The sequence below is a fragment of the Mesorhizobium sp. CAU 1732 genome, from assembly GCF_039888675.1.
Lineage (GTDB): Bacteria > Pseudomonadota > Alphaproteobacteria > Rhizobiales > Rhizobiaceae > Aerobium.
The window spans coordinates 1-24487 of sequence record NZ_JBDQQR010000001.1; the positions used below are offsets into that span (position 1 = coordinate 1).

The window sequence follows — 24487 nt, forward strand, 5'->3', positions numbered from 1 at the left end:
CCGAGGTAGGCTTTCGCAGAGACAAACTCTCTGCCCGCCAGCGGCGCACCGCCCTCGTTGTTGAGGCGTATATAGGCCCCAACATCACAACCTGTCAACAACAACTATGACGATTTTTGAACTGAAACGCATATCTTCATGACGACCATACGTCAGGTAGCGTTCCGCGTGTGGATTACGGCCCGGGGAAGGCCTGATCGCCCCCTCTCTATAAGAAGGAGGCCGGATGCGGTGCGTTCCGGGGCACAGATCGTCAGTTGGCCCGCCTTGAACACCGTGCACAACCGGCCATCGCTGCAGGCGGCAGATATAATGGGCATGGAACCGCGGCCTGCGCCGACCCCGGGGGCGGGGCCGGCCTGCGAATCATCTTCGCATGGAGAGACCGCTCAGGCGCGGGTGAAGCGGTCGAGCGCGTTGCGCGTGATCTGTTCGGTGAACGGGTCACTGCGCGTCAGCCCCATGATCCACTCGCACGAACCTGCCGTCAGGACCTCGCCCTTTCCGCGCTTCATGCCCACGACCATGCCCGACCCATACTGGAACTTGCGCCGTGCGACGGGTGTTTCTTCGGGCGCGAGTTCCGCCAGGCCGTTGAGATCGCCGTCGCGGACATAGTAGCGTACGCCCTCCCCCTCATGTTCGTATTCGAACAGCACGGCGGGGCTCATCGCCAAGATGTCGATGGTGTCCGGCACGCCGGATGCCTCGACCGGGTAGGGCAGTCCCTGATTGAAGGTGTAGTCGAGGCCGTCGACCTCGTAGCCGAAAATCCCGGCCTCGGCGCCGAAGACATCCGCGTAGCGCAGGTCGGTCCCCTCGAAGGCCCAGTGTTCGGGACGGTAGACCGTGAACCCGCGCGAGCCGCGCGGGGCGAAGCCGCCCCAGCTCGCATACATGCCGTGGCAGCCATTGACGCCCACGGTCGATGCGCCCGGCCAGTTCACGCCGGCGCTTTCCCACGATGCGGTCAACAGATGGCGCTTGTCCGGGTCGTCTCGAACCGGGTCCATCGTCGGAGCCTTGAACTTCCAGCAATGCTGCTGGCGCCCCTCGTCCTCGAGCCGGATCTGCCAGAGGAAGTTGCCGCCGAAACGCGAGAATCCGCCGCCGCGCTCGACAAAGGCTTCGACGCTCTTGCGCATCTCCCACGACCAGTATTCGTCATGTCCGACCGTGACGAGACAGGAGTAGTCGTCCAGGATTTCGGGGCGCAGATGCAGATCGGTCTGCGTGATGATGTCGATCGCATAGCCCTCGCGCTCGGCCCAGACCGCGAAATGCCGATCGAACTGCGCCCAGCCGGCCGCGGCATAATACTGGCCCCAGCCGCCCGAATATCCCCACTCCTTCGACGGGAAGCGCGGCGCGTCGTTCATGTCCGGCAACGGCGCGACGGTGATGCGCGCGGCACCCTTCGGCAACCAGATCATGCCGCGCGTCCATGGACGCTTCAGGCTGAGGATCGGCGAGCCCTCATTCTTGTTGGGGCCCCAGGTTCCGAAATAATGGTTGGCCCCGCCCCAGTCGTTGTAAGCCGTCCAGGTTCCCGTCGCGAGCATGAAGAGGATGCGCCCCTGCCGGGTTTCGGCCGTCGGCCGCACCACGACGAAATGATGCTGGACGAACCGCTCGCCATCCTTGCGCTGGCAGGTCGATACGACCCGGTAGAAGCCTGAGCGCATATCCTTCGGAATGTCCCAGCGATGCAGGACAGGCCAATCGCAGCCGTCGCTGTAGGCCGTCTCGGATGTCCTGGTGAAACTGCCGGGAAGCCCGAAGGTCTCGTGCACCATGACGGGGCGATGGCCGTCGCGGTAAATCTGGATCGACCATTCGTCGGCGGTCGTGGATCCGTGGAATTCGACCGTCTCGCCCGGATCGTAGGACATGCGATCGGTGTAGACGAACACCTCCGCGAGTTCCCTGTCCTCGCGCGGAAACTGGAACCGGTAGTCCGAGAGGAAATGTTCGTCGGCATATCCCTTGCGCACCGCCCACGGCTTGACGGCGTGCGGACCTGTTTCGGGGAAGCGGAAGGGATCGTTCGCCATTGTTTTCTCGTGGCTCCTAGTTGATGGAAAGAGCGCCGTGGGACATCGGGGCGCTCAAGGCGTCGGTGGCGTCTTGCGCTTCCTGTTCCGCGATACGGCGCAACAGGCCGCGACCGCCCTCGATCAGGTCGAGGCGGATGGCCATGCGCAGCCCGTAGGGATCGCGGCGCCGCAGCGCATCGAGAATCGCGAGGTGCTGGTGACCATCGCCGTAGGTGGGTGGCGCCGCCGGATAGAGTTGCGAGAGCATGGGCCCGACGCGCGTCCATAGCCCTTCCAGCACATGCACCAGAGCCGGCATGCCGGCGCGGTCGAACATGCCGAAATGAAAGTCCCGGTTCGCCTCCAGCGCGGTTCGCCAGTCGCGGCGGCGCTCGGCGTCGATCAATCGCAGATGAACGGCGTGGAGCCGCTCGATATCGGCCGGCGCCAAGCGGGACATGGCGCGTTCGGCCGCCATGGGTTCGAGCTCGAGGCGAATATCGCGAATGTCCTTGTAGTCCGCCAGCGTCAGGCGCGGGACGCGAATGAAGAATCGCGGCCGGACCTCGACCGCGCCTTCGCGCGCGAGCTGCAGCAGCGCTTCGCGAACAGGCGTCTCCGACGTTCCCATCTGCTTGGCGAGGTCGCGCACCTTGAGGCGCTGATGCGGCACGAGTTCGGCCCTCATCATGGACAGTCTCAGCCGGCCGTAAACGGAATCAGCGAGCACGATCCACAAATCCTCCAGTTGCGTGCTGCGCCGGATGCGGCGCATCGAGGGTATGCAACCTGTCGGCGAAATCCCGACCGATGGCATCAAGCTGTTATATCAGGAGGTCATGCGCAGGAGCCTGTCAAGCACTTGCGGTGAAAATTAATGATACGAAATTCGATCAACTAATTCTCCGCAGAAAAACGGAAGGGTCGCGCCACAGCGATGAATCTCGGGCATTGGCGGGGATCGCATGGGTGACTTCGGTCGATCGTCGAAACAGGATGCCACGGCATATCGGCCGGAAAATACCCAGCGCCAATCCGATTAGTCAAATTACTTGAGCTTTCTGATATATCGTGTAGCGTCGCGCGATGACGATTGCACGGAGTATGCGAATGGCGGATGCGGCAATGCCTGAATCCAGGGGCGCCTCGATCGAGATACGCGCGCTCGAGAAGCAATTCGGCAATGTGCGCGCCGTTGACGACGTGTCCCTGACGATCGAGGCAGGCGAATTCATCGCGCTGCTCGGCCCGAGCGGATCGGGCAAATCCACCGTTCTCATGAGCCTGGCCGGCTTCGAGCGCCCGTCTTCCGGCACCATCCACATCGGCGGCGAGGACTGCACGCGGCTGCCGCCGCACAAGCGCAACATCGGCATGGTCTTCCAGCACTACACGCTCTTTCCGCATTTGAGCGTCATCGACAACGTCGCCTTTCCGCTGAAGATGCGCGGAATCGCGAAGGCCGAGCGCCGCAAGCAGGCCGAGGCCGCGCTCGAAACGGTCAGGCTCGGCGGTTACGGCGCGCGCATGCCCAAGCAACTGTCGGGCGGGCAGCAGCAGCGCGTGGCACTGGCACGCGCCATCGTCTACCGGCCCCGCGTGCTGCTGATGGACGAGCCGCTTTCGGCGCTGGACAAGAATCTGCGCGAGGAAATGCAGCTTGAGATCAAGCGGCTGCATTCCGAGCTCGGTCTGACGGTCGTCTTCGTGACGCACGACCAGAGCGAGGCCCTGACCATGGCCGATCGCATCGCGATCCTGGAATCGGGGCGCCTGCAACAGGTTTCGCCTGCCCGCGAACTCTACGAGCGGCCGTCGAACCAGTTCGCCGCGAGCTTCATCGGCGAGATGAACATGCTCCCGATCGCATGGGACGGGTCGCGCGGCCGGCTGCCCGACGGAAGCGAAGTCGTCCCGCCGGCGACGGCGCTGGTCGAGGCGATAGCACCCGGCAATGCCGTTTTGGGAATGCGGCCTGAACGGCTGACATTCGGCCCGGCCGGCGAACCCGGAAGCTGGCCCGCAAAGGTGCGCGACGTGGTCTATGCCGGCGCGGGCACGCTGGTCATCGCCCATATGACGGACGGCACGGAAATCCGCATCCGGGTTCCCAGCGCCACCCATGCGCCCGTGAACGCGGGCGACATGATCGGCCTGCATTGCCCGCCCGAGGCGATGCTGATCTATCCCGGTGCCGCGGCATGACGCTGTCCGGCTTCTTCGAGGCGGATGGGCGGCAGCTTTCGCGCGCGGGCATCGTGCTGCTGATGGCGCCGTTCTTCGTGCTCATCGCCTTCGCGTTCCTCTATCCGCTGGTGAACCTGCTCTCGATTTCGGTTCTCGAGCCTGCGCCGACGCTGGCCAATTACGAGCGGGTCTTCGACAATCCCGTCTATGCGCGCGTCCTGTTCAGGACGTTGCGGATCGCGCTGCTGGTCAGCCTCCTGTCCCTTCTGCTGTCGTTTCCGGTCGCTCTTCTGATGGCCAATTCGACGGGACCGAAGGCGGTGTTCCTGACCGCGTGCGTGCTCCTGCCCTTCTGGTCGTCGGTGCTGGTGCGGACGGCCGCGTGGGCCGTGCTTCTCCAGCGCAACGGCCTCGTCAACCAGACGCTGCAGGCCGTGGGCCTCACCAGCGAACCCGTGACGCTGCTCTACACGCAAGGGGCGGTCGTGGTCGCGATGACCCATGTCCTGATGCCCTTCATGGTCCTGCCGATCTATGGCGCCTTGCGCAACATTCCGTCCGACTATGCGCGCGCCGCGGCCATCTCCGGTGCCGGCCCCGTGCGCACCTTCTGGGAAGTCACGCTGCCGCTCGCCATGCCGGGCGTGATCGGTGGCGTCATCCTCGTCTTCCTGAGCGCGCTCGGCTACTTCATCACGCCGGCCCTTCTGGGCTCGCCGCAGGAGATGATGATCGCCACGCTGATTTCGCAGCAGATGCGCGAGAATCTGGACTGGCCCTTCGCCGCCGCGCTCGTCGGGGTGCTCACGCTCTTCGTCACCATCATTACGATCGCCTTCTCGAAAGTGTTCCGGTTCGACCGGATGATGGGAGGCCGCACATGAACCCGCGCACGCTCCTGCTGAACGCCTACGTCTATGCCGTTCTCGCCTTCATCCTGGTGCCGATCCTGATCATCCTGCCGATGGCGTTCAGCGAGACGCAATATCTAGCCTTTCCGCCACAGGGTTTCACGCTGCGCTGGTTCGCGGACTTCTTCGCCGACCGGCGCTGGATGGATGCCATGTGGTTCAGTGTGAAGATCGCGACGCTGACCGCCATCACCACCGCAATCATCGGCACCATGGCAACCTATGCGCTGGTGCGCGGCGCGGGTTCGCTCGGAACGGTGTTCCAGGCACTGCTGATCGGACCGATCGTGGTGCCGCACATCGCGCTGGCGGTCGCGCTCTACCTGTTCTTCCAGACGACCGGCCTGTCCGGCACGGTCACGGGCTACGTGCTCGCCCATTGCGTGATCGCGATGCCGTTCACGGTGTTCACAGTCGCCGCCGCCCTCTCCAGCGTCGACCCGGCGCTCGAGGACGCGGCGATGAGTTGCGGTGCGTCGCGCTTCACCGCCTTCCGCCTGATCACGCTGCCCATCATCCTGCCGAACGTGATCGCGGGTGCGCTGTTCGCGTTCATCATCTCGTTCGACGAACCCGTCGTGGCGTTCTTCCTCGCCGGCATTCGCGACAAGACCCTGCCGCGCATGATGTTCGACGACATCGAGCAGAACCTCACGCCCATCATTCCGGCGATTGCGGTGCTTCTCACGGTTCTGTCGATCGCGGTGCTTATCGGTGCAGCACTTCTCAGGCGCATGTCGGAGAGAAACGCCGCCGCACCCAAGGAAACCTGACAAGAAACAGGGGAACTCAGCAAAAAGGAGGCTGATATGAAGAGACGACAGCATATTCCGGCTTTGATAGGCGCCACGCTCGTGCTCGGCTCCTGCCTGCCGGCGATGGCCGACGAAGTCGTGATCGCGACGACCGGCGGCCTGATGCGCAACACGCTTGAAGAACATATGTACCTGCCGTTCCAGGAAGCGACCGGAACGGAGATCATTCCCTTCGACATCGAAGTGCCGGACCAGTGGGCGCGCGCCGAAGGCATGGTCCGCAGCGGCAATGTCGAATTCGACATCGTGACGGCGACCGGGCCGGACCTCGTCGACAAGGCGGACATGCTGCTCGACATTCCCTGCGCCGATCTGGCGAATATCACCGAGCAGGGCCTCGACGGCGCATGCACGACAAAGGGCGTGGCACGCACCACCGGCGGCATGATCCTCACCTACAACAGCGAGGTCTTCGCCGACGCGGCGCCGCAGAACTGGGCCGACTTCTGGGATCTCGAGCGCTTCCCCGGACCACGCGGCCTTCCCGACACCGGAGACCGCGACTGGTGGCTGCCGGCCGTCGCCCTTCTGGCGGATGGCGTCGCCAAGGAAGACCTCTTCCCGCTGGATCTCGACCGCGCCTATGCGAAGCTCGACGAGATCCGCCCGCATGTCGCGGTGTGGTGGAAGACCGGCAACCAGGTGCAGCAGATCATGCGCGACAATGAAGTCGTCATGACGATGTCCTATTCGGGACGCTCGCTTGCGGTGATCAATGACGGCTCGCCCTATGCGATGGCATGGGACGGGGCGCTGCGCGACACCGGCTATTTCGCCATCCTGAAGGACTCGCCGAACCCCGAGGGCGCGCTGTCGTTCATCGACTACTTCTACGGCAATGCCGAGGGCCACCCGGCCTTCATGCGCGCCGTCGGCTATGCGACGTCGTCGAAAGCGGGCCTCGCCCAGCTTCCCGAGGAAGAACAGCGCCTGTTCGCGACCTACCCGGAAAACTACGCAGGCCTGGTCGATCCGGATTTCGAGTGGATCGGCGCCAATCGCGACATGCTGCGTGAACGCTGGACGAGCTGGCTCGCCCAGTAAACCACCCCGCCACATCGATCGGCCGGACCTTCGGGTCCGGCCTTTCTTTTGCGCGTAATCGAGGCTCCGTTCAGCCGGAGAGACCGAGGAACTGGGCGACGAGAAGCGGCTGGGGCCGCATCATGGCCGCGCCCGCAACCACGCGGCAACCGCGATCTTCCGCCTCGCGCAGCAAAGGCGTGACCGCCGGGCTCATGATCACTTCGGCGACCGTCGCGGACGGGACCAGGAAACGAAGCGGCACCGGCAAAGGGTCTGTGCCGTGCATTCCGAGCGAGGTCGCGTTGACCACGATGTCGAACGCGCCGCCATCGACATCCTCCGCGTTGCTCCTCACCCGAACCGTCACGTCCGGCGCGGCCCGGCTGATCGCATCGCAAAGCGCCGTTGCGCGCGCCGCATCACGGTTGACGAGATCGATGGACCGGACGCCGGATTGCGCCAGCGCGAAGGCGATCGCCTTGCCCACGCCGCCGGCTCCGATCTGCAGAACACGCGCGCCCGTCACGTCGACGCCGTTCTGCACGAGGCCCTGCAGGAACCCTTCCCCGTCGATGTTGTGACCGACCAGCCGGCCATCGGCTTCGCGCTTGACGAAGTTCACGGCGCCGACACGTCCGGCCGCATCGGTCACATCGTCCATCAGAGACAGTGCGGCGATCTTGTGCGGGATCGTGACGCCGAACCCGACGACATTCTGGAGCCGCCGGATCGTGGCGAGCGCGGTTTCGAGATCGTCGGGCGCAATCGACAGCGGCGAGACGGCGACATCGAGCCCCATGCGTTCGAATGTCTGGTTGAGCACGTCCGATCCCACGATGTGGTCGACCGAATCGGCCAGGATGAACATGATCCGGGTCTTGCCGGTGATGCGCATCGCCATACCTCAGCCCGGCAACGCCGCGGTTCCATAGGTTTTGTAGCGCCCATGAACCACCGTCATTTCCGCCCCGTCGAGCAGGACGGGCGTCCCGGCCTGACACGCAAGGATGTACTGCCGGGCGAGCGTTTCGAGCTTGAACGCAAGGTCGAGCGCATGACGCAGATCGCGGCCCATGACGATCATGCCGTGATTGGCGAGCAGGCAGGCGAAATGGCCCTCGATCGCGTCCAGCGCAGCCTCTGCAAGCGCGTTCGATCCGAACGGCTCATAGCGCGAACAGGGGATTTCGTTGCCGCCGAAACTTGCGATCATATAGTGGAAAGCGGGAATGGGCTTGCGAAGGCAGCTCAGCGCCACACAGGCGTCCGCATGCGTATGGACGACCGCATTGGCCTCCGGGCGGCTCCGCAGAATGTCGGTGTGAAAGCGCCATTCGCTGGACGGCGTTCCGGCTCCGCGCACCTTCCCATCAAGCGAGAGATCGACGATCGTCTCCGGCGTCAGCCAGCTCGAACGTCCGCCTGTCGGCGTGATCAGAAGCCCGTCGCCATGGCGGACGCTGACATTGCCGGACGATCCGTGGTTGAGCCCTTTTTCCTCTAGGAATCCGACGGCATTCACGATCGACTGGCGCGCGGCTGTTTCGTCCACTTTGCCTCTCCCTTTTCGGCTATCGAGGCCAAAGATATTCGAAATTTTCATCACCCACAACGCCATAAAGGGCTGGATCTGGCCCTGATGCGCTGATTATAGTCCTTAAATAATCGAGTGGTTTATCGTTATTGCGGAGATGCTGTGACCAAGCTTGGTATCGTTGCGGACGATTTCACCGGCGGGCTGATGATCGCCGGCTACATCGAGGGTGCCGGCATCGCCTGCCCTGTCCTGTTCGACGGGGCCGAGCTGGACACGGCCGAGAAAGCACCCGTGGTCGTCGTCGCCACGCGAACCCGGCTGATTCCCGCCGACGAGGCGACACGGCATGTCTCGGAGCTCGCAGATCGCTTCGATGCGGCCGGCTTCGAACAGCTCGCCTACAAGGTCTGCGCGAGCTTCGATTCCACCGACGAGGGCAATATCGGACCTGTCGCCGACCTGCTCGCGGAGCGCTATGGCCAGACGCCGCTCTTGCTGAGCGCAGGCTTTCCGCGCTTCGGCACGACCATGCATCAGGGCTACCTCTTCTATCGCGGCAGGCTCGTTTCGGAATCGATCAAGCGCTTCGACCCGCTGACGCCGATGACCGATCCCGACATGGTGCGCGCGCTGTCCCGGCAGACGAAGGCGAACGTCGGCCTTCTGCCGCATGCCGTGTTGCGCGCCGGCGCGGAGGCTTCGCGGTCCGCCATCGATACGCTGGTGGCCTCGGGCACTCGCTATATCATGATGGATTGCTCCGACGAGGGCGATGCCGACGCCGGGGCCGCGCTCGCCGCGTCGACCCGAGCAACGATCGGCAGCGATGCGCACATCATCGCGCTGGCGAAGGTGCGCGCGGGCGGGGAAGGCGCTCAGCGCCGTGAACCGGTCGTGCATGGCGACGGGCCGGCTGCGGTTCTCGTCGGCAGCGTCGGCCCCGTCGCGACGGCGCAACTGGAGAGTTTCGGGCAGGCGTATCCCGTGCGCACGATCGACCTTCTCGATCAGCGAACCGACGCGGCGATCGTCGAGGAGGCGCTGGTCTGGGCCGAAGGACATATCGGCAGCCAGCCCTTCGCCATCACGACCGCCGCCAGCGCCGAGGATGTCGAACGCGCCCAGCGTGCGCATGGTGCGTTGCAGGCGGCGCGCAAGGCGGAGCGCATTCTGGCCGGCATCGCCAAGGGGATCGTCGATCGCGGCATCCGCAGGCTGGCCGTCGCGGGCGGCGAGACCTCGGGCTCGATCGTCGAGACGCTCGGCATCAAGCGCGTGCGCGCGCTTCCCGAATCCGAGCTCGGCACGGGCTTTTGCGTCACCGACGTTCCGCACCGCATGTCGCTCTACCTGAAACCGGGAAAGCTCGGCGCCGACGACATCCTGCTGCGCGCGATCGACGCGATGCGGAGCTGAATTGCAGCGCCACGGTCCATCGCCTAGTTTGCCGACCTGACCAAGGAGTGAGCCATGTCGGGAGACCCGCTATCGAGACTGGAAATCGCCGCAAGCCGGCCGATGCGGCGGCGCGGCGTGGAACGGCACAATCTCCTGCTCGATGCGACCGAACGGCTCCTGTCCGAAAACAGCAACGAGGATGTCAGCCTGGCGCAGATCGCCGAGGCCGCAGACGTCCCGCTGGCGTCCGTCTACCATTTCTTCCCCAATCGGAATGCCGCCTTCGTCGCGCTTGCGATGCGCTTCAACGAGGAAATCTATCGGCTGTCGATCACGCCGCTGACCGACCCCGTACCGCAGACATGGCAGGAGCTGCTGGACATGAAGCATACCCGCGCGGCCGCGTTCCAGAACAGCAGGCCGGCCGCGCTGCGCCTGTTCCTGGGAGCGGGCGTGAGCGTTGCCGTGAGGAATGCCGATCTCTCTGGAAATACGCGCATCGCGCGCAGCCGCGAGCGACTGTTCGACGCCTATTTCCACATGCCCTATATCCCGGAATTCATCGAACGGCTGGAAATCGCGGGCGCGAGCATGGATGGCATCTGGGCCCTGTCATACGGTCGGCACGGGCGTATCACCGACGAATACAGGCGCGAGGCGACCGCCTCGGCCATCGACTATCTGCGCCGTTTCCTGCCTGAATTCCTGCCGCGCAAGCAGGTCACGCAACGGGCGCTCGACCGGATCTACATCCCGCTGGACGAGTTGAGCGACAATCCCTTCGCCACCGAGTGACCCGCCGGTCAGTGCGCGTCAGGCGATATGATCGGCCCCGAGCGGGAAGTGGCACGCATAGCTCTGCCCCGGCAGCCCGTCACGCAGGACGGGTTCGACCTCCGCGCATCTGGCCTGCGCACGCGGGCAGCGCGTGCGAAACCGGCAGCCCGAGGGCGGGTTGGCCGGGCTCGGCACATCTCCGGTGAGAAGAATGCGCCGACGCCGGCGCTCCTTGACAGGGTCGGGCAGCGGCACGGCCGACAAAAGCGCCTCGGTATAGGGATGGCGCGGATTGGCGTAGAGCTGTTCACGATCCGCGAGTTCCACGATCTTGCCGAGATACATCACCGCGACCCGGTCGCACAGATGATGGATCACCGACAGGTCATGCGCGATGAACAGGTAGGACAGGCCGAACATCTCCTGCAAATCCTTGAGGAGATTGAGCACCCCGGCCTGGATCGAGACGTCGAGTGCGGAAACGGGTTCATCGAGGATGATGAGGTCGGGCTTGACCGCAAGAGCGCGCGCAATGCCGATGCGCTGGCGCTGACCGCCTGAAAACTCGTGCGGATAGCGCGACGCGTGCTGCGGATCGAGGCTGACCAGCTTCAGAAGTTCATCGACGCGGTCGTTTCGCTCGGCCTTCGACATGGCGGTGAGCCGCAGCGGCTCGGCGATGATGTCCCGCGTCGTCATGCGCGGGTGAAGCGAGGCATGCGGATCTTGGAAGACGAATTGCAGGCGGCGGCGTACCGGCCGCATCGCGCTCTGGTCGAGCGTCGCGAGATCGGTTCCGTCGAACAGAACGCGGCCGCCGGTCGGCCGCATCAGCCGCGCGACGCAGCGCGCCAGCGTCGATTTTCCGCAGCCGGATTCGCCGACGAGCCCCAGCGTCTCTCCCCGCGCCACGTCGAACGAGACGCCGGACACCGCCCGGACGCTGCCCGCAGCGCGGCCGAAGAGACCGTTACCGACCGGAAACTCCTTGACCAGTCCCTGCACCGAGAGAAGCGGCGCGGCGTTTCCGCCAAGACTGTCCGTGGCTGTGATGCGGTCAGGGCTGAGCATGCGGCGCCTCGCTGGGAAGAGCAGTGGCGAGCGGGCCGAATTCCTCGGCGCGGTGGCACGCTGCTTCCGTGGCCCCGATGCGGCGCAGCGCCGGCATCTCCGTCCGGCAGCGGTCGACCGCGAACGTGCAGCGCGGATGAAAGCTGCAACCTGCGGGCCGATTGCCGATCGGCGGCGGAGACCCCGGAATTGCGGTGAGCCGCGCAAGGCGCCTCTCGAGTTGCGGCAGGCTGGCCAGGAGACCGCGCGTATAGGGATGGCGAGGCCACGCGAACACCTCGTCGACATGACCGCGCTCGACCACGCGCCCCGAATACATGATCGAGACGGCGCTTGCGGCACCTGCGACGACGCCCAGGTCATGCGTCACGAGCACGAGACCGACGCCCTTTTCCGCACGCAATCGTTCGAGCAGGTCCATGATCTGCGCCTGGATCGTCACGTCGAGGGCCGTCGTCGGTTCGTCGGCGATCAGCAGAGCGGGCTCGTTGGCCATTGCCATCGCGATCACCGCGCGCTGACGCATGCCGCCTGAGAATTCGTGCGGATATTGCGTGGCGCGGCGCTCGGGGATCGGGATCGAGACGAGGCGCAGCAGATCGACCGCGCGCGCATCGGCGCTGCGCCGCGTGATCTTGCGGTCATGGATGCGGATCGCTTCGGAAATCTGGTTGCCGACGGTGAGCAGCGGGTTCAGCGCGGTCATCGGATCCTGGAAGATGTAGCCGATGCGCGCACCGCGCACCCGGCGCATGAAGCGCTGCGAGCGGCCGATCAGTTCTTCGCCCTGCAGTTTCACCGAACCGGTAACCCGCGCGCCGGAGGAGAGCAGACCCATCACGGCCATCATGGTGACGCTCTTGCCCGACCCGCTTTCGCCGACGATGCCGTGAAGCTGTCCGGCCTCGACCACGAGATCGACGCCGCAAACAGCCTGAAGCTCGGCGCGATGGCGCGCCGAAAACGTGACGGCCAGGTCGCGGACCTCAAGAAGCGGCGCGCTCATTTGGTCCTCGGATCGAGGAGATCGCGCAGGCCGTCTCCGAGGAAGTTGAAGCCGAGAACGATCGAGAGGATCGCGAGGCCGGGACCGGCCGCGATCCACCAGCGATAGAAATGCAGCGCGCCGTCGGAAATCATCTGGCCCCATTCGGGCGTCGGCGGAACCGCTCCCAGACCGATGAACGACAGGCTCGCGGCGAGCAGGATCACCTGCCCGAAATCCATCGTCGCGTTGACGATGATCGGGCTCCAGCACAGCGGGAGGATATGCTTGAAAAGCACCCTCCCCGGCCGCGCACCCGATGCGACCGCCGCCTCGACATGCTCGCGCTCGCGCACCGCAAGCACCTGCGCGCGCATCAGCCGCGCATAGATCGGCCACCAGACGATGACCATCGCGATCGCTGCATTGCCGAGACCGGGGCCCAATGCGGCAGTGACCGCCATCGCAAGCAGGATCGGCGGGAAGGACAAGGTGACGTCGACGAGACGCATGATCGCCTCGTCGAGGAGCCCGCCCACGAAGCCCGCTATCGCGCCGAGCGTGCAGCCGATGATCACCGCGGCGGCGATGACGGAGGCGGCGATGGGGAGCGAATGACGCACGCCGTAGAGTGTGCGGGTGAAGACGTCGCGGCCGAGCGCATCCGTGCCCAGCCAATGCTCCGCGCCGGGCGGCAGGAAGCGCATGCCGGCGAGCATGGTCGGATCGTAGGGCGCCCACAGCGGAACCGTGAAGCCGATGACGATCCAGGCGAGAACGATGACGCCGCCGACGATCACCGGCAAGGTCGCCCAGTGCGGCAGCGAAAAATGGCGTTGCGTGCCGGCCAGATCGCTCATGACGATGCCTTGGCGCCGATTTTCATGCGCGGATCGACCAGTGCGTAGGCGATGTCGGTCAGGAGGTTGGTGATGAGGAAGGCCGCGCCGCCGACGATCGTCACGCCGATGATCGCCGGATGGTCGAGGCCACGCGCGGCGGCAACGGCGTAGGAACCGATGCCGGGCCACGAGAAGATCGTCTCGGTGAGGATCGCGCCGGTGATCAGATAGGCGAAGGAAAAGCCGAGGATCGTCAGCGTCGGCAGCATCGCATTGCGCAGGGCGTGGTTGAGCAGGATGCGCATCTGGCTCGCCCCCTTGGCACGCGCGGCGAGGATGTATTCCTGGTTGAGCACGTCGAGCATCGAGGCACGCACCATGCGCGAGACGATGCCCGTGACGGTCCAGCCGAGCACGCTTGCCGGCAGGATCATATGGGCGAGAACGCTTCGGAAACCGGTGAAGTCGCCCGCCACGAGCGTGTCGATCGTGTAGAAGCCCGTGATGAATTCGGGCGCGGTCGCCCGCGATCCGATCCGGCCCGGTCCCGGCAGCCAGCCGAGCTGGACCGAGAAGATGAACAGCACGACGAGCCCCGACCAGAAGACGGGCACGGAGGCCCCGAACAGCGCGAAGAGCCGGGCCAGATTGTCCGGAATGCCATTCTGGAAACGCGCGGCGACGACGCCGAGCGCGATACCGAACACGGTGCCGAGGATCATCGCCGCGATGACGAGTTCGAGCGTCGCGGGAAGCCGCACGAGAAGGTCCTGGGCGACCGGCTGGCGCGTGCGGAACGAGGTGCCGAAATCGCCGGTCAAAAGGTTCTTGAGATAGACGACATATTGCTCGGGCAGCGAGCGGTCGAGACCCCAGCGGGCGCGGGCGGCCTCCACGACGGCCGGATTGTTCATCTGCCGCTCGCCGATGATCGAGGTGAGCGGATCGGCCGACGTGAAATGCGACAGCAGGAACGCGACCGTGATGACGCCCAGAAGCAGCAGCGGCATCGCGATCAATCGTCTGGCGATATAGATCAGCATCGCGATGCCTTCTGCTCTGGGTTACCCACGCCGCCTATTTGCGGCTCAGTTCCGCCAGCGGAAGATTGCAGCATGCGCTGTAGCGTACACCCTCGATCTCGTTGCGATAGGCAAGAACGAGATTGGGGCTGACCACGGGCACGATGATGCGGTCTTTGATCATCTCGAGCGCGATTTCGCGGTAGAGACGATTCATCTCGTCGCCGGAGGCGGCAAGCGCCTGCTGGAGCAACTCGGCTTCCTTCGGATTGACGAGATCGACCTTGCCCTTCTGGCTCGCATTGCGCTCCCACCATGTATCCTGGAGCATGCCGAAGAACTGCACGTACTGCGCCGACCCGTAATAATCCGGCGCGTAGAAGCGGGCGGAGAACGGAATGCCCGGGCTCGTGATCTGCTCGCGCCACACGGCGGACGCCACCGGCTGGATGTTGAGCGTGACGTTGATGCGGGCGAGATCCTGCTGGATCTTCTGCATGAGCAGCGTCAGGTCGACGCCATAAACGTTCATCGACGCGACCGTGACGTCGATCGCAAAGCCGCCTTCGAGCCCCTTCGCGGCGAGAAGTTCACGCGCCTTGTCGAGGTTTTCTTCCGGCATCGGAAGATCGTCGGTGCCGGGGAAGCCGTTCGGGATCGGCGACGCCTGCATCGCGCCTTCGCCGCCGACGGTGAAGTCGATGGCGCCCCGATAGTCGATCGCATAGGCCAGCGCCTGCCTCACCTCCAGGTCGAGCGGCACCTGATTGCCTTCCGCACCCGGCGAGAACATCACATAGATGAAGTTGTAGGACGGCACCGTCTTGATGGTGATGTCGGGCGAACTGACCGTCTCGGCCGTGTCCGGGTCGATCTGCATCGCGATGTCGGCCGACCCGCTCTGCAAGGCCTGCGCCTGCGATACGGCATCGGCGGTCTGGTCGATCACGATCTCGCCGATCGGGGCCGCCTCGCCCCAGTAGTTTTCGTTGCGCTTGAAGCGCAGTTCGTCGTCGGGCCGATAGGTATCGAGGATGTAGGGACCGCTGCCGGCGGAATTGGCCAGGAACCACGTCTCCGCCTGATCCGCGCTCGCGGCGTCCTCGGCTGCGGACGCACCGTTTTCCATGGCGACGTCGCTGTTGATGATCCCGACATAGGGCGCGGCCAGGATGCCGATGAACTCGGAATTCGGGCTTTCCATGTTGACGATGACGGTCTTGTCGTCGGGCGTCTCGATGGAGGTGAGGCCGTTCATCATGAAGGACGGATCGGCCTGGATATTCTTCAGCCGCTCGAACGTCCATTTGACGTCCTTGGCCTCGACCGGGCTGCCGTCCGAGAACACGGCGTCAGGCGCGAGCTTGAAGGTGAACTGGGTCTGGTTTTCGTTCGCCGTCCATTCGGTGGCCAGCGACGGCACGACGGACTTCTCGTCGGGCCCGAGCTTCACGAGCCCCTGATAGGTCGAGCTCAGATAAATCTGGCATGTGTCGCAAAACGCGCGGTGCGGATCGAGCGAGTTGATTTCGAGGTTGCGCGCGATGACCAACGGCTGGTCCTGCGCCTGCGCCGGTGCCATGAACGCGCCGCCCAGAAAGACGGCCGCGCCCGAAAGCCCCGCGACGAATGATGGCCAATGCGATTTCATCTCAATCTCCCATTGATAGTTGCAAGAGTGAAAAGGCTTCGGTGCAGTTCCGTTTTTTATCGTTCCGAAGCCCCGATCGCCCCGCCTCCTTCCGGAAGCGCAAAGACGACCCCTTTCGTCTGAAAGGACCTGCCGTCAGCTCCTTACGTCGAGAAGTTCGCGTGCGACCGCCGTCACCCCGTCGGCATCGAGCCGATAGTGTGCATAAAGCGCGGCCGGCGGACCGATCAGCGAAAATTCGTCCATGACGCCATGGCGCCTGAACGGAATGCGCGCCTCCTCGACCAGCACTTCGGCCACGGCCGAGCCGAGGCCGCCGATGATGTTGTGTTCCTCGACCGTGAGGATCGCTTTGGTTTCACGCGCGGCGGTACGGATCACATCGACATCGAGCGGCTTGATCGTGTGCATGTCGATGACGCGCACCGTGATCCCCTCGCCGGCCAGCCGATCGGCGGCGGCAAGCGAGGCATGAACCTGCGAGCCCGTCGCGATGATGGTCAGGTCCGTGCCCTCGCGAAGCGTCGATGCCTTGCCCAACGCGAAGTCCGACGGCACCTCGCTGTAGACCTCCGCGTCGCGCCCGCGGCCGAGACGGATATACATCGCACCGGGATGGTCGACAGAAGCGCGCAGGATCGCGCGCAACTGGTTTGCGTCGGCGGCACAGACGATCGTCAGGTCAGCGATCGTGCGCATCATGCCGATGTCTTCGGTCGAGTGATGGCTGGTGCCGTAAAAACCCATCGAGATGCCGGAATGGTGCCCGAGCACCCGCACCTTCATGCGCGGATAGGCGCAGTCCGTCTTGATCGCCTCCGCCGCCAGAATGCCGGCGAAGGAGGCAAAGGTCGCGACATAGGGAACGAGGCCGCAGGATGCCATGCCGGCGGCAGCCGTGATCATGTTGCGCTCGGCGATGCCGAAATCGATGAAGCGGTCGGGATGGCGGTTGGCGAAATCGCGGGTTCGGCTCGAATTGGCGAGATCGGCCGTCGCCACGACGATGCGCGGGTCGCTTTCCGCGAGGTCGGCGAGTTCTTCGCCGAGGATGAAAGCCGGCATCGACTTGGCCGGCGTGCCGCGTACGGACTTTTCGTCCTTCAGGCGAAGCTCGGTCTCGTTGCCCCGGAAGAGCGTGCTCTGGTCCTGTCCGATGTTGTCGACGGCACCCATCATGCGTTCTCCTCGACACGCGGCTGCAACCCGGCCTCGATCTCGGACCACGCATCGTCGTAGTCCGCACCGACGAGGTTGCCGACATGCCAGTCGAGCGACAGCTCCATATATTTGACGCCCTTGCCCTTGATCGTGTCGGCGATGATCATCTGCGGCTTGCCTTCGCCGGCCGGCTTCAAGCCCGAGAACGTCTCCATGACAGCCGCCAGATCGTGTCCGTCGATGCGATGGACCTCCCAGCCGAAGGCGCGAAAGCGGTCTTCCAAAGGCTCGACGGACATGACCTTCTCGGTCGGGCCATCGATGGACAACTGGTTGCGGTCGACGATGCCGACGAGCCCCTGCAGCTTATAGTGGCCGGCGGCCATCGCGGCTTCCCAGACCTGGCCTTCGTTGAGCTCGCCGTCGCCCAGCATGCAGTAGACGCGGTAGTCGCGCTTGGCGACGCGGCCGGCCAGCGCCATACCGAGCGCCACCGACAGGCCGTGCCCGAGTGAGCCCGACGAGAAGTCGATGCCGGGGATTTTCTTCATGTCCGGATGATCGCCGAACGCGCTGCCGAGCCGCGTGAAATCGTCGAGCTTGGATGGGGGGTAGAAGCCGAGATCAGCCAGAACCGGATAGAGCCCTATCGCGGCATGTCCCTTGGACAGCACGAACCGGTCGCGGTCGGGCCATTGCGGGTTGGCCGGGTCGATCCGCAGATGCGCATAGTAGAGAACGGCGAGGAGTTCGGCACAGGAAAACGTGCTCGAATAGTGCCCGGCCCCGGCAATGCGGGTGAGACGCAAGGTTTCCAGACGCACGAACTTGGCGCGGTCGGCCAGGTAGGATTGCGACATGTTGCGACGGTCGTCCAACTTGTCTGTCACGAGGCACCTCCGGTTCGATACATGATATATTGTGGATCGATGAGGTCAAGCATCGGCCGCAGCCGGCGCGCCGACCTTGCCGGCCACTGCCCGGAAGACCTCGTCCGTGATCTGCAGCGTTTCCTCGATGATCGGCAGCGTGTGTGCCGCCGAAAGGAACATCGTATGGGTCGGATGGAAGTAGACGCCGCGAGCCAGCGCCTCCAGGCAGAAGCGGTTGCCGATCCGCCTGTCGTCGTCATTCTCGAACAGCATCACAGGCATCTGGACCGGTCCGCTCTGCTGCAGCTTGAGTCCGTATTTATCCGCCTGCGCCTGAAGCCCAGCCCGCAGGCGCTCGCCCGATACGCGCATCGTCTCGACGGCGTTCGTGTCGCGCAGCTTGGTGATCGTCGCAATGGAAGCCGCCATCGATACGCCTGCGGTCCAGAACGAGCCGGTCGTGAAAATCTGCGTCGCGGCCTGCCGAAAGCGGTCATTGCCCGTGACGGCGGCAAGCGCGCGGCCATTGGCAATCGCCTTGCTCCAGGCCGAGAGATCGGGCTGCACGCCGACGAGTTCCCAACTGCCGCCCATGTCGAGCCGGAACCCGGCCCGCACGTCGTCCACGATGAGTGCGGCGTCGGCAGCACTTGCAAGCTCGCGCGCCCGCTTGGCGAATTCCCGCGTGGGCAGCCGATGCTCCTTGCCCAGATCGTGCTTGAACGCCGATACGAGGATGGCGGCGAGATCGCCCTTCGCCTGCTCGACGGCAGCCTCGAGGCTCTGGATGTCGTTGAAGTCGTAGATGATCAGATGCGCGCGGTCCTCTTCCGTCACGCCTGCAACGGACGGGCTGCACCATGGAATCGCACCGTGATAGGCGCCGCGCGCGACGAGAACCTTCCGCCGGCCGGTGCCGGCACGGGCAATGGTGACGCAGGCCGTGGTCGCATCCGTGCCGTTCTTCGAAAACAGCGCCCAATCGGCGTGCGGCACCGTGTCGACGACGAGTTCGGCCAGATCGACCAGCAGCGGCGTGGGGCCGTTCAGGCCGTCGCCCATCGCGCGCTGCCGTGCGGCGGCGGCTTCGACATCAGGATCGTTGTAGCCGAGGATCATCGGCCCCCAGGCGCAGAGATAGTCGATATAGGCGCGGCCGTTCGCGTCCCAGGTCCTGCAACCCTCGCCCCGCGTGAAATACTGAGGATAGCCCTCCGGCAGGCGCTGGGCGTGCTGATGGCCCCACATTCCGCCTGGTATGACCGCCTGGGCTCGCTGGCGAAGCCGTGTGTCCAAATCGTCCTGCTGGCGATCCATCTTCCGCATCCCTGTCCGAAACAACGCCATCATGATATATCATGTATCCGACGAGTGCAACATCGCGGGATGCGTTCCTGGCGCGCCGGGATGAACCTGCTGGACCGGCTCGGAAAGGCAATGGTAGGAAGCGTGACGAGCGGAACCGAGCTTTAGGCTCAAGCAAGGCAGGGATGGGAGCAGAGAGACCCGATGAAAGGACCGATCGACATCCAGTCCCAAAGCCTGTCCGCCCAGATCTATATGAGGTTGAAGCATCAACTCATGGCCGCCCGGCTGCGGCCCGGCGACCGCCTCAAGATCCGTGAATTGGCTCAAAGCCTCGGAACGAGCGAAACGCCGGTTCGCGAGGCGCTGCTCCAGCTCGTGCAGGATCGCGCCCTCGAGATGAAGCCGGGTTACTACATTCGTGTCAGGCGGCTGACGCTGCGCGAATATATGGAGCTACGCGAGATCAGGCTTCTGCTCGAACCCTACGCGGCCACCAAGGCGCTGGCGAATGTGGACGATGCATTCATCGCCGAACTCGAGCAGTTGCATGAAACCCTCGTCACCGCGGAGCGCGAAAAGGATTATCCCGCAGCTCTGTTGGCGAACTACGACTTTCATTTCTCCGTCTATCGCCGATCCGACATGCCGCAACTGATCGAGATGCTGGAAAAGCTCTGGGTCCAGATCGGTCCGCTGCTGAACCTGCTCTACCCCTACGGCCATCCCACCTATGACGGCCTGCACCAGCACATGCATGTTCTCCAGGCACTTCGCGACAAGAACCCCGAAGCCCTCGGCCAGGCCTTCAAGGACGACCTGCTGGAGGGCGGTCGGAGCTTTGTGAAGTATCTCGAAACCGTCGAGGCGGAAAACGCGTAACCGCAGGCGGCTGCAAGTCTTGAATTTCCAGCGTATCGGCGGTTGGCTGCGCCGGCCGCGCTGTTGGCGGAATCCTTGAAAAGCGCGGCGCTTTAGCCTCCCAGCCAGCCGGCCGCGGTCTGGCGCTGATGTGCGACGAGGGCGTTGCGCATCAGGATTGCCACCGTCACCGGACCCACGCCACCTGGAACCGGGGTGATCCAGCCCGCCACCTCGCGAACCGCATCCGTATCCACGTCGCCGACGATCCGCACGGTTCCGTCGGCGTCGGTCACCTGGTTGATTCCGATGTCGATAACGGCCGCTCCGGGCTTGATCATGTCCGGGCCGATGAGATGCGGTTTGCCCACCGCGACGACCACCACATCGGCGCGGCGCGAATGCATCGCAACCGAACGGGTCATATGATGACAGACGGTCACCGTCGCGCCTTCGGCCATGAGGAGAAAGGCCGCGGGCTTGCCCACGATCTCGGAGTGGCCGATCATGACCACCTCCAGCCCCTTCAGCTCCAGACCGGTTTCCCGGATCAGTTCGACCGAGGCTGCGGCGGTACATGGCGCCAGCGCGACATCGCTGTAGACGATATTGCCGATGGAGGCCGGGTTCATGCCCTCCACATCCTTGAGCGGATGGATCGCGGATTGAAGCGATCGGACGTGGATATGCGGGGGGACCGGGCGCTGAAGAATGATGCCGAGCACGCCGGCATCGTCATTGAGCGCCACGATTCTGCGCTTGCATTCCTCTTGCGAGATATCCGCCGGCCAGTCCTGCTGTTCGAACGGTATCCCGGCCTTGCCCGCGCCGCGCTCCTGATTGCGGATATAGACCCCAATCTCAGGCGAACCGCCGATGACGATCGAAACCAGACGCCCCAGCGGGCGGGTCGCTTGCGCCACGTCGACTGCGGCGCGCACCTCGGCAAGAATGCGGGACTGCACCGCGCGGCCGTCGATAAGGCGATGATCGCGCGGCGTCGTGATCATTGGGTGAAGCCTTCCGGTTCGGCAAGCCCGTTGGCGCGATCGATGACGGTCGTGCCCAGATTGATCCGGTTGCCCTTGACCATCCCGGCACGTCCCATCGCTGCAACGACGATTTCGGTCTGGCGGACGATACCGGGCAGACCCTGTGTCCGACTATGTGCAACCGTCACTGTACAACTCCCCCGAACAGCAATTGAGCCATCCGTTTTCCAGGATGTTGGACCGGCCTGGAGCATCGGACCGAAACGTGGAATCCGATTTTCGGATTATTCCGGTGCTCGAACAAGGAGATAGATCGCCTTTGCGCATCCTTGAGGATGCACGGCGATCTAGCACCACTACGTTCACTCCTGCAAGGCCGCCATGACAATTGCGCAGCATCATCGGGCAACCGAGCCGCGTCGGACTCCATGCCGTGACGGTCGATCTGATTGCGACCCTTACCGGGCCGGAACCGCTTGATCCGGATCGCCGTTCAGAATGTCCATGACGGAATTGACATGCGCATGCATCAGTTCCGCTGCGCGTTCGGCGTCGCCGGCCTTGATCGCCTCGACGATCAGCAGGTGCTCGCGATAGGCCTTGGCCGCGCGGCCGGGGATAGCGCTTTGCAGTTGCAGCCGGGCGCGATCGACGTGGGTCTTGCTTGAAATGATCAGCCGCCATGCCTCGGGAACGCCCGCGATCTCGGCCAGCAGGGCATGGAACGCCTCATCGACCTCGAAGAAGCTGATATAGTCGTCGCGCGAGGTGCAGTCCGCCTGGATCGCCAGAACCCGCGACAGGCGATCCATCTCGGATGCGTCGAGCGTCGCCAGCCGACGCACGATGGCAGTCTCGATCGCGCTGCGGCAGAAAATGGCCGAAAAGATCTTCTGCCTGTCGATCGAGGTGACGACGGACCCGACCTGCGGCCGGGTTTCGACCAGCTCCTCCTTCGCGAGTTGCTGCAAGGCGGCGCGGAACGGGGTGCGGCTCACACCGAGCACTTCGGCGAATTTGGATTCGTAGATCGGCGTGCCCGACGGGATCCTGTTCTGGATGATCGCCTGACGCAGAGCCATGTAGATCTGCGGCGACATCTGCTCCGAGAACTCGATCTTCACGCCGCTCACGGCTTGCCGGTAGATGTCCTCGACGCCGGCCTTCTTGCTTATGACAGCGTCCATGATCCCGTCCCTGTTGTCGTCCTGACTCATATTCGACTTCACAAACCTAGTATACCAGATTGGTATGCGCCGCAAACTGGCGTCGATGACTGAAATTGCCCCGCTTCCCTCAGGGTTGCGCCGGCTTCAAACTTATGTATGCTAGTATTCTAGCTTGGAGGGCTATTCCAGCCGGATCAGGCGGGAGAGTTTCTTGAGTGGGAGGAAATCATGAAACATTTGCCTAACTGCATGCGTGCCGCTGTCTTCGCGACGGCATTGTTTCCGGCCGCAGCAATGGCCCAGGAGTGGACGCCCGACCGTCCGATCAACATCATCGTCCCGTGGGGCGCGGGCGGCGCCACCGACCAGGTGACCCGCGTGACCGCGCCGCTCCTGGCGGAGGCGCTTGGCGTCGAGGTCGTGGTGGTCAACCAGCCCGGCGCATCGGGCGCCATCGGCACGCAGGAAGTGCTCAATTCGGCGCGTGACGGCTACACGCTTCTGGCCACCGGTATCGCCGACGCGGCGACCTACGGCGTCACGGGTCTCATCGAAGGCACGACGATCGACGACTGGCATCTCTATCTCAGCGTCGCCAACGTGGCGCTGGTCAGCGTCCCGGCCGACAGTCCCTACGACGATTTCGGCGCGTTGCTCGAAGCGCTTCGGTCCGACGAAGGCAGCAAGATCACCGTCGCGACGGCGGGTATCAGCTCGGCCGGCGGCACCGCGATCGCCAATCTCGCCGAAATCGGCGGCTTCAACTACAACCTCGTCTCCTATGAAGGCGGCGGCCCGGCCACGATCGCGACCGCGTCGGGAGAGGCCATGGTCACGACCCAGCTTGCCGGCGAACAGTCCGAGCTGATCCGGGGCAAGCGCCTCAAGCCGCTCGCCGTTCTCGCCGAAGAGCCGTTGATCATCGACGGCGTCGAACCGATCCCGTCGGTTCTGAAATGGCTGCCCGATCTCAAGATCGCATACAACTATTTCGGCGTGCTCGCCCCGAAAGGACTCCCCGCCGAGGTCGTGAACCGGCTCGACACGGTCTGGCAGGAGAACGTCGCGACCGCACCGTCGCTGCGCAACTACGCCGAAACAGCCGGCGCGGTCTATTCGCCGGCATGGGGTGACGAGGCACGCAGCATGGTCTCGGCCACCGTCGTCGCCCAGGCCTGCGCGGCCGTCGAGCGCGGCAATGCCGTCAACGACCCCTCGACCATCGGCGTCGACTGCGAAGCGCGCACCGAAACGCCGGTGCAATAGGCATCGACGCATATCGTTCAGGCGGCGGGGACTTTGTCTCCGCCGCTTTTCCAGATGACGGGGCAGGGACATCGCCATGCAGACCGACGAACAGGATCGCGCCCTGCGGGTAAAGGCCGATCTTCTGACGGGCATCGTCCTGGCTTTGCTGGGCCTGTTCGTGTTCTACGAGGCCTACACGATGTCGCGCCTCGAGGCACGGCGCATCCACCCCGCGACGATCCCCGGCCTTGTGCCCATGATGCTCGGTGCCGGGCTTGCGTTCCTGGGCGCGCTTCTCGCCTCCCGGTCGTGGCGCATGGAGGCGGATGGAGGCTGGCGCGCGTTTGGCGCACTGTTCGGTTCCATGACCGCCGTGCGCGTCATGGCCGGCATGTTTCTGTTCTTCGTCTTCACGCTGGGGCTGATCGGATGGCTGCCGTTCTGGGCCGCTTCGATGCTCTTCATCGCGGCGTTCATCCTCACCTTCGAGATGGTGCTGACGGACGCGCCCGTGCCGGCTGCGACGTCGCTGTTCTGGGCGGCCGCGACGGCGCTCGTGTGCGGCGGCGGCATCTACTATCTCTTCGCCACCGTCTTCCTCGTTCGTCTGCCGTGAGGAGC

General features: G+C 64.4%; 24 protein-coding genes. 9 read left to right on the top strand and 15 right to left on the bottom strand.

The features are described 5' to 3' along the window. Nucleotides 1-389 precede the first annotated feature (389 nt). Nucleotides 390-2054, bottom strand: coding sequence for a N,N-dimethylformamidase beta subunit family domain-containing protein (locus tag AAFN55_RS00005; protein ID WP_347796834.1), 1665 nt, complete (start codon nucleotides 2052-2054; stop codon nucleotides 390-392). Nucleotides 2055-2070: 16 nt separating this feature from the next. Then, the gene (locus AAFN55_RS00010) at nucleotides 2071-2811 is read right to left on the bottom strand and encodes a GntR family transcriptional regulator (protein ID WP_347796835.1); all 741 of its coding nucleotides are present in this window, start codon (nucleotides 2809-2811) and stop codon (nucleotides 2071-2073) included. A gap of 350 nt (nucleotides 2812-3161) precedes the next feature. Between AAFN55_RS00010 and AAFN55_RS00015 the strand changes: the two genes are divergently transcribed. From AAFN55_RS00015 to AAFN55_RS00030, 4 genes are read left to right on the top strand one after another with little or no spacing between them, the layout of a single operon-like run. Next, on the top strand, nucleotides 3162-4241 hold the full coding sequence (locus AAFN55_RS00015) for an ABC transporter ATP-binding protein (RefSeq protein WP_347796836.1): 1080 nt from the start codon (nucleotides 3162-3164) through the stop codon (nucleotides 4239-4241). Further along, a complete protein-coding gene (locus tag AAFN55_RS00020; protein ID WP_347796837.1) occupies nucleotides 4238-5107 on the top strand; it encodes an ABC transporter permease in 870 nt (289 codons plus the stop codon). The genes AAFN55_RS00015 and AAFN55_RS00020 overlap by 4 nt, the downstream gene beginning before the upstream one ends. After that, nucleotides 5104-5907, top strand: a complete 804-nt coding sequence (locus tag AAFN55_RS00025; RefSeq protein ID WP_347796838.1) for an ABC transporter permease — start codon at nucleotides 5104-5106, stop codon at nucleotides 5905-5907. Before AAFN55_RS00020 ends, AAFN55_RS00025 begins: the two co-directional genes overlap by 4 nt. A 36-nt stretch (nucleotides 5908-5943) precedes the next feature. After that, complete coding sequence (locus AAFN55_RS00030; protein WP_347796839.1) at nucleotides 5944-6993, top strand: extracellular solute-binding protein; 1050 nt, start codon at nucleotides 5944-5946, stop codon at nucleotides 6991-6993. Nucleotides 6994-7063: 70 nt separating this feature from the next. Here AAFN55_RS00030 and AAFN55_RS00035 read toward each other — a convergent pair whose 3' ends face one another. After that, complete coding sequence (locus tag AAFN55_RS00035) at nucleotides 7064-7876, bottom strand: shikimate dehydrogenase (RefSeq protein WP_347796840.1); 813 nt, start codon at nucleotides 7874-7876, stop codon at nucleotides 7064-7066. A gap of 3 nt (nucleotides 7877-7879) precedes the next feature. Beyond that, nucleotides 7880-8527, bottom strand: a complete 648-nt coding sequence (locus AAFN55_RS00040) for a class II aldolase/adducin family protein (protein ID WP_347796841.1) — start codon at nucleotides 8525-8527, stop codon at nucleotides 7880-7882. 144 nt (nucleotides 8528-8671) lie between these two features. Between AAFN55_RS00040 and AAFN55_RS00045 the strand changes: the two genes are divergently transcribed. Both AAFN55_RS00045 and AAFN55_RS00050 read left to right on the top strand, forming a co-directional pair. Beyond that, a complete protein-coding gene (locus AAFN55_RS00045) occupies nucleotides 8672-9928 on the top strand; it encodes a four-carbon acid sugar kinase family protein (RefSeq protein ID WP_347796842.1) in 1257 nt (418 codons plus the stop codon). 54 nt (nucleotides 9929-9982) lie between these two features. After that, nucleotides 9983-10705, top strand: a complete 723-nt coding sequence (locus AAFN55_RS00050) for a TetR/AcrR family transcriptional regulator (RefSeq protein ID WP_347796843.1) — start codon at nucleotides 9983-9985, stop codon at nucleotides 10703-10705. Between the two features lie 18 nt (nucleotides 10706-10723). On the opposite strand, the gene AAFN55_RS00055 is transcribed toward AAFN55_RS00050, so the two are convergent. The 8 genes from AAFN55_RS00055 to AAFN55_RS00090 all read right to left on the bottom strand — a co-directional run bounded on the left by AAFN55_RS00055 (nucleotide 10724) and on the right by AAFN55_RS00090 (nucleotide 19608). Next, nucleotides 10724-11758 carry an ABC transporter ATP-binding protein gene (locus AAFN55_RS00055; protein ID WP_347796844.1) on the bottom strand — a complete coding sequence of 345 codons (1035 nt, stop codon included), beginning with the start codon at nucleotides 11756-11758 and terminating at the stop codon, nucleotides 10724-10726. After that, nucleotides 11745-12764 carry an ABC transporter ATP-binding protein gene (locus tag AAFN55_RS00060; protein ID WP_347796845.1) on the bottom strand — a complete coding sequence of 340 codons (1020 nt, stop codon included), beginning with the start codon at nucleotides 12762-12764 and terminating at the stop codon, nucleotides 11745-11747. Before AAFN55_RS00060 ends, AAFN55_RS00055 begins: the two co-directional genes overlap by 14 nt. After that, nucleotides 12761-13603 (bottom strand): ABC transporter permease, encoded by an 843-nt coding sequence (locus AAFN55_RS00065; protein WP_347796846.1) that lies wholly within the window; start codon nucleotides 13601-13603, stop codon nucleotides 12761-12763. Before AAFN55_RS00065 ends, AAFN55_RS00060 begins: the two co-directional genes overlap by 4 nt. After that, the gene (locus AAFN55_RS00070) at nucleotides 13600-14628 is read right to left on the bottom strand and encodes an ABC transporter permease (protein WP_347796847.1); all 1029 of its coding nucleotides are present in this window, start codon (nucleotides 14626-14628) and stop codon (nucleotides 13600-13602) included. Before AAFN55_RS00070 ends, AAFN55_RS00065 begins: the two co-directional genes overlap by 4 nt. Nucleotides 14629-14662: 34 nt before the next feature. After that, on the bottom strand, nucleotides 14663-16258 hold the full coding sequence (locus AAFN55_RS00075; RefSeq protein ID WP_347796848.1) for an ABC transporter substrate-binding protein: 1596 nt from the start codon (nucleotides 16256-16258) through the stop codon (nucleotides 14663-14665). Nucleotides 16259-16393: 135 nt separating this feature from the next. After that, nucleotides 16394-17437 carry a transketolase C-terminal domain-containing protein gene (locus tag AAFN55_RS00080; protein ID WP_347796849.1) on the bottom strand — a complete coding sequence of 348 codons (1044 nt, stop codon included), beginning with the start codon at nucleotides 17435-17437 and terminating at the stop codon, nucleotides 16394-16396. Next, on the bottom strand, nucleotides 17434-18309 hold the full coding sequence (locus AAFN55_RS00085; protein WP_347796850.1) for a transketolase: 876 nt from the start codon (nucleotides 18307-18309) through the stop codon (nucleotides 17434-17436). The genes AAFN55_RS00080 and AAFN55_RS00085 overlap by 4 nt, the downstream gene beginning before the upstream one ends. 45 nt (nucleotides 18310-18354) lie before the next feature. Continuing rightward, nucleotides 18355-19608, bottom strand: coding sequence for an aminotransferase class III-fold pyridoxal phosphate-dependent enzyme (locus AAFN55_RS00090; protein WP_347796851.1), 1254 nt, complete (start codon nucleotides 19606-19608; stop codon nucleotides 18355-18357). A gap of 192 nt (nucleotides 19609-19800) precedes the next feature. On the opposite strand from AAFN55_RS00090, the gene AAFN55_RS00095 reads away from it, so the two are divergent. Further along, nucleotides 19801-20478 carry a GntR family transcriptional regulator gene (locus AAFN55_RS00095; RefSeq protein WP_347796852.1) on the top strand — a complete coding sequence of 226 codons (678 nt, stop codon included), beginning with the start codon at nucleotides 19801-19803 and terminating at the stop codon, nucleotides 20476-20478. A gap of 92 nt (nucleotides 20479-20570) precedes the next feature. Here the strand turns inward: AAFN55_RS00095 and AAFN55_RS00100 are convergent, their stop codons facing one another. The 3 genes from AAFN55_RS00100 to AAFN55_RS00110 form a co-directional block, all read right to left on the bottom strand. Next, nucleotides 20571-21467 (bottom strand): bifunctional 5,10-methylenetetrahydrofolate dehydrogenase/5,10-methenyltetrahydrofolate cyclohydrolase, encoded by an 897-nt coding sequence (locus AAFN55_RS00100; protein ID WP_347796853.1) that lies wholly within the window; start codon nucleotides 21465-21467, stop codon nucleotides 20571-20573. Next, the gene (locus AAFN55_RS00105; protein WP_347796854.1) at nucleotides 21464-21637 is read right to left on the bottom strand and encodes a hypothetical protein; all 174 of its coding nucleotides are present in this window, start codon (nucleotides 21635-21637) and stop codon (nucleotides 21464-21466) included. The genes AAFN55_RS00100 and AAFN55_RS00105 overlap by 4 nt, the downstream gene beginning before the upstream one ends. 270 nt (nucleotides 21638-21907) lie before the next feature. Beyond that, nucleotides 21908-22636 (bottom strand): GntR family transcriptional regulator, encoded by a 729-nt coding sequence (locus AAFN55_RS00110; RefSeq protein ID WP_347796855.1) that lies wholly within the window; start codon nucleotides 22634-22636, stop codon nucleotides 21908-21910. A 210-nt stretch (nucleotides 22637-22846) separates the two neighbouring features. Here AAFN55_RS00110 and AAFN55_RS00115 point away from each other — a divergent pair, with 210 nt between their 5' ends. Then, nucleotides 22847-23884, top strand: a complete 1038-nt coding sequence (locus tag AAFN55_RS00115; protein ID WP_347796856.1) for a tripartite tricarboxylate transporter substrate binding protein — start codon at nucleotides 22847-22849, stop codon at nucleotides 23882-23884. A 76-nt stretch (nucleotides 23885-23960) separates the two neighbouring features. Then, nucleotides 23961-24482: a tripartite tricarboxylate transporter TctB family protein gene (locus tag AAFN55_RS00120; RefSeq protein ID WP_347796857.1), complete on the top strand. Its 522-nt coding sequence runs from the start codon at nucleotides 23961-23963 to the stop codon at nucleotides 24480-24482. Nucleotides 24483-24487: the final 5 nt, after the last annotated feature.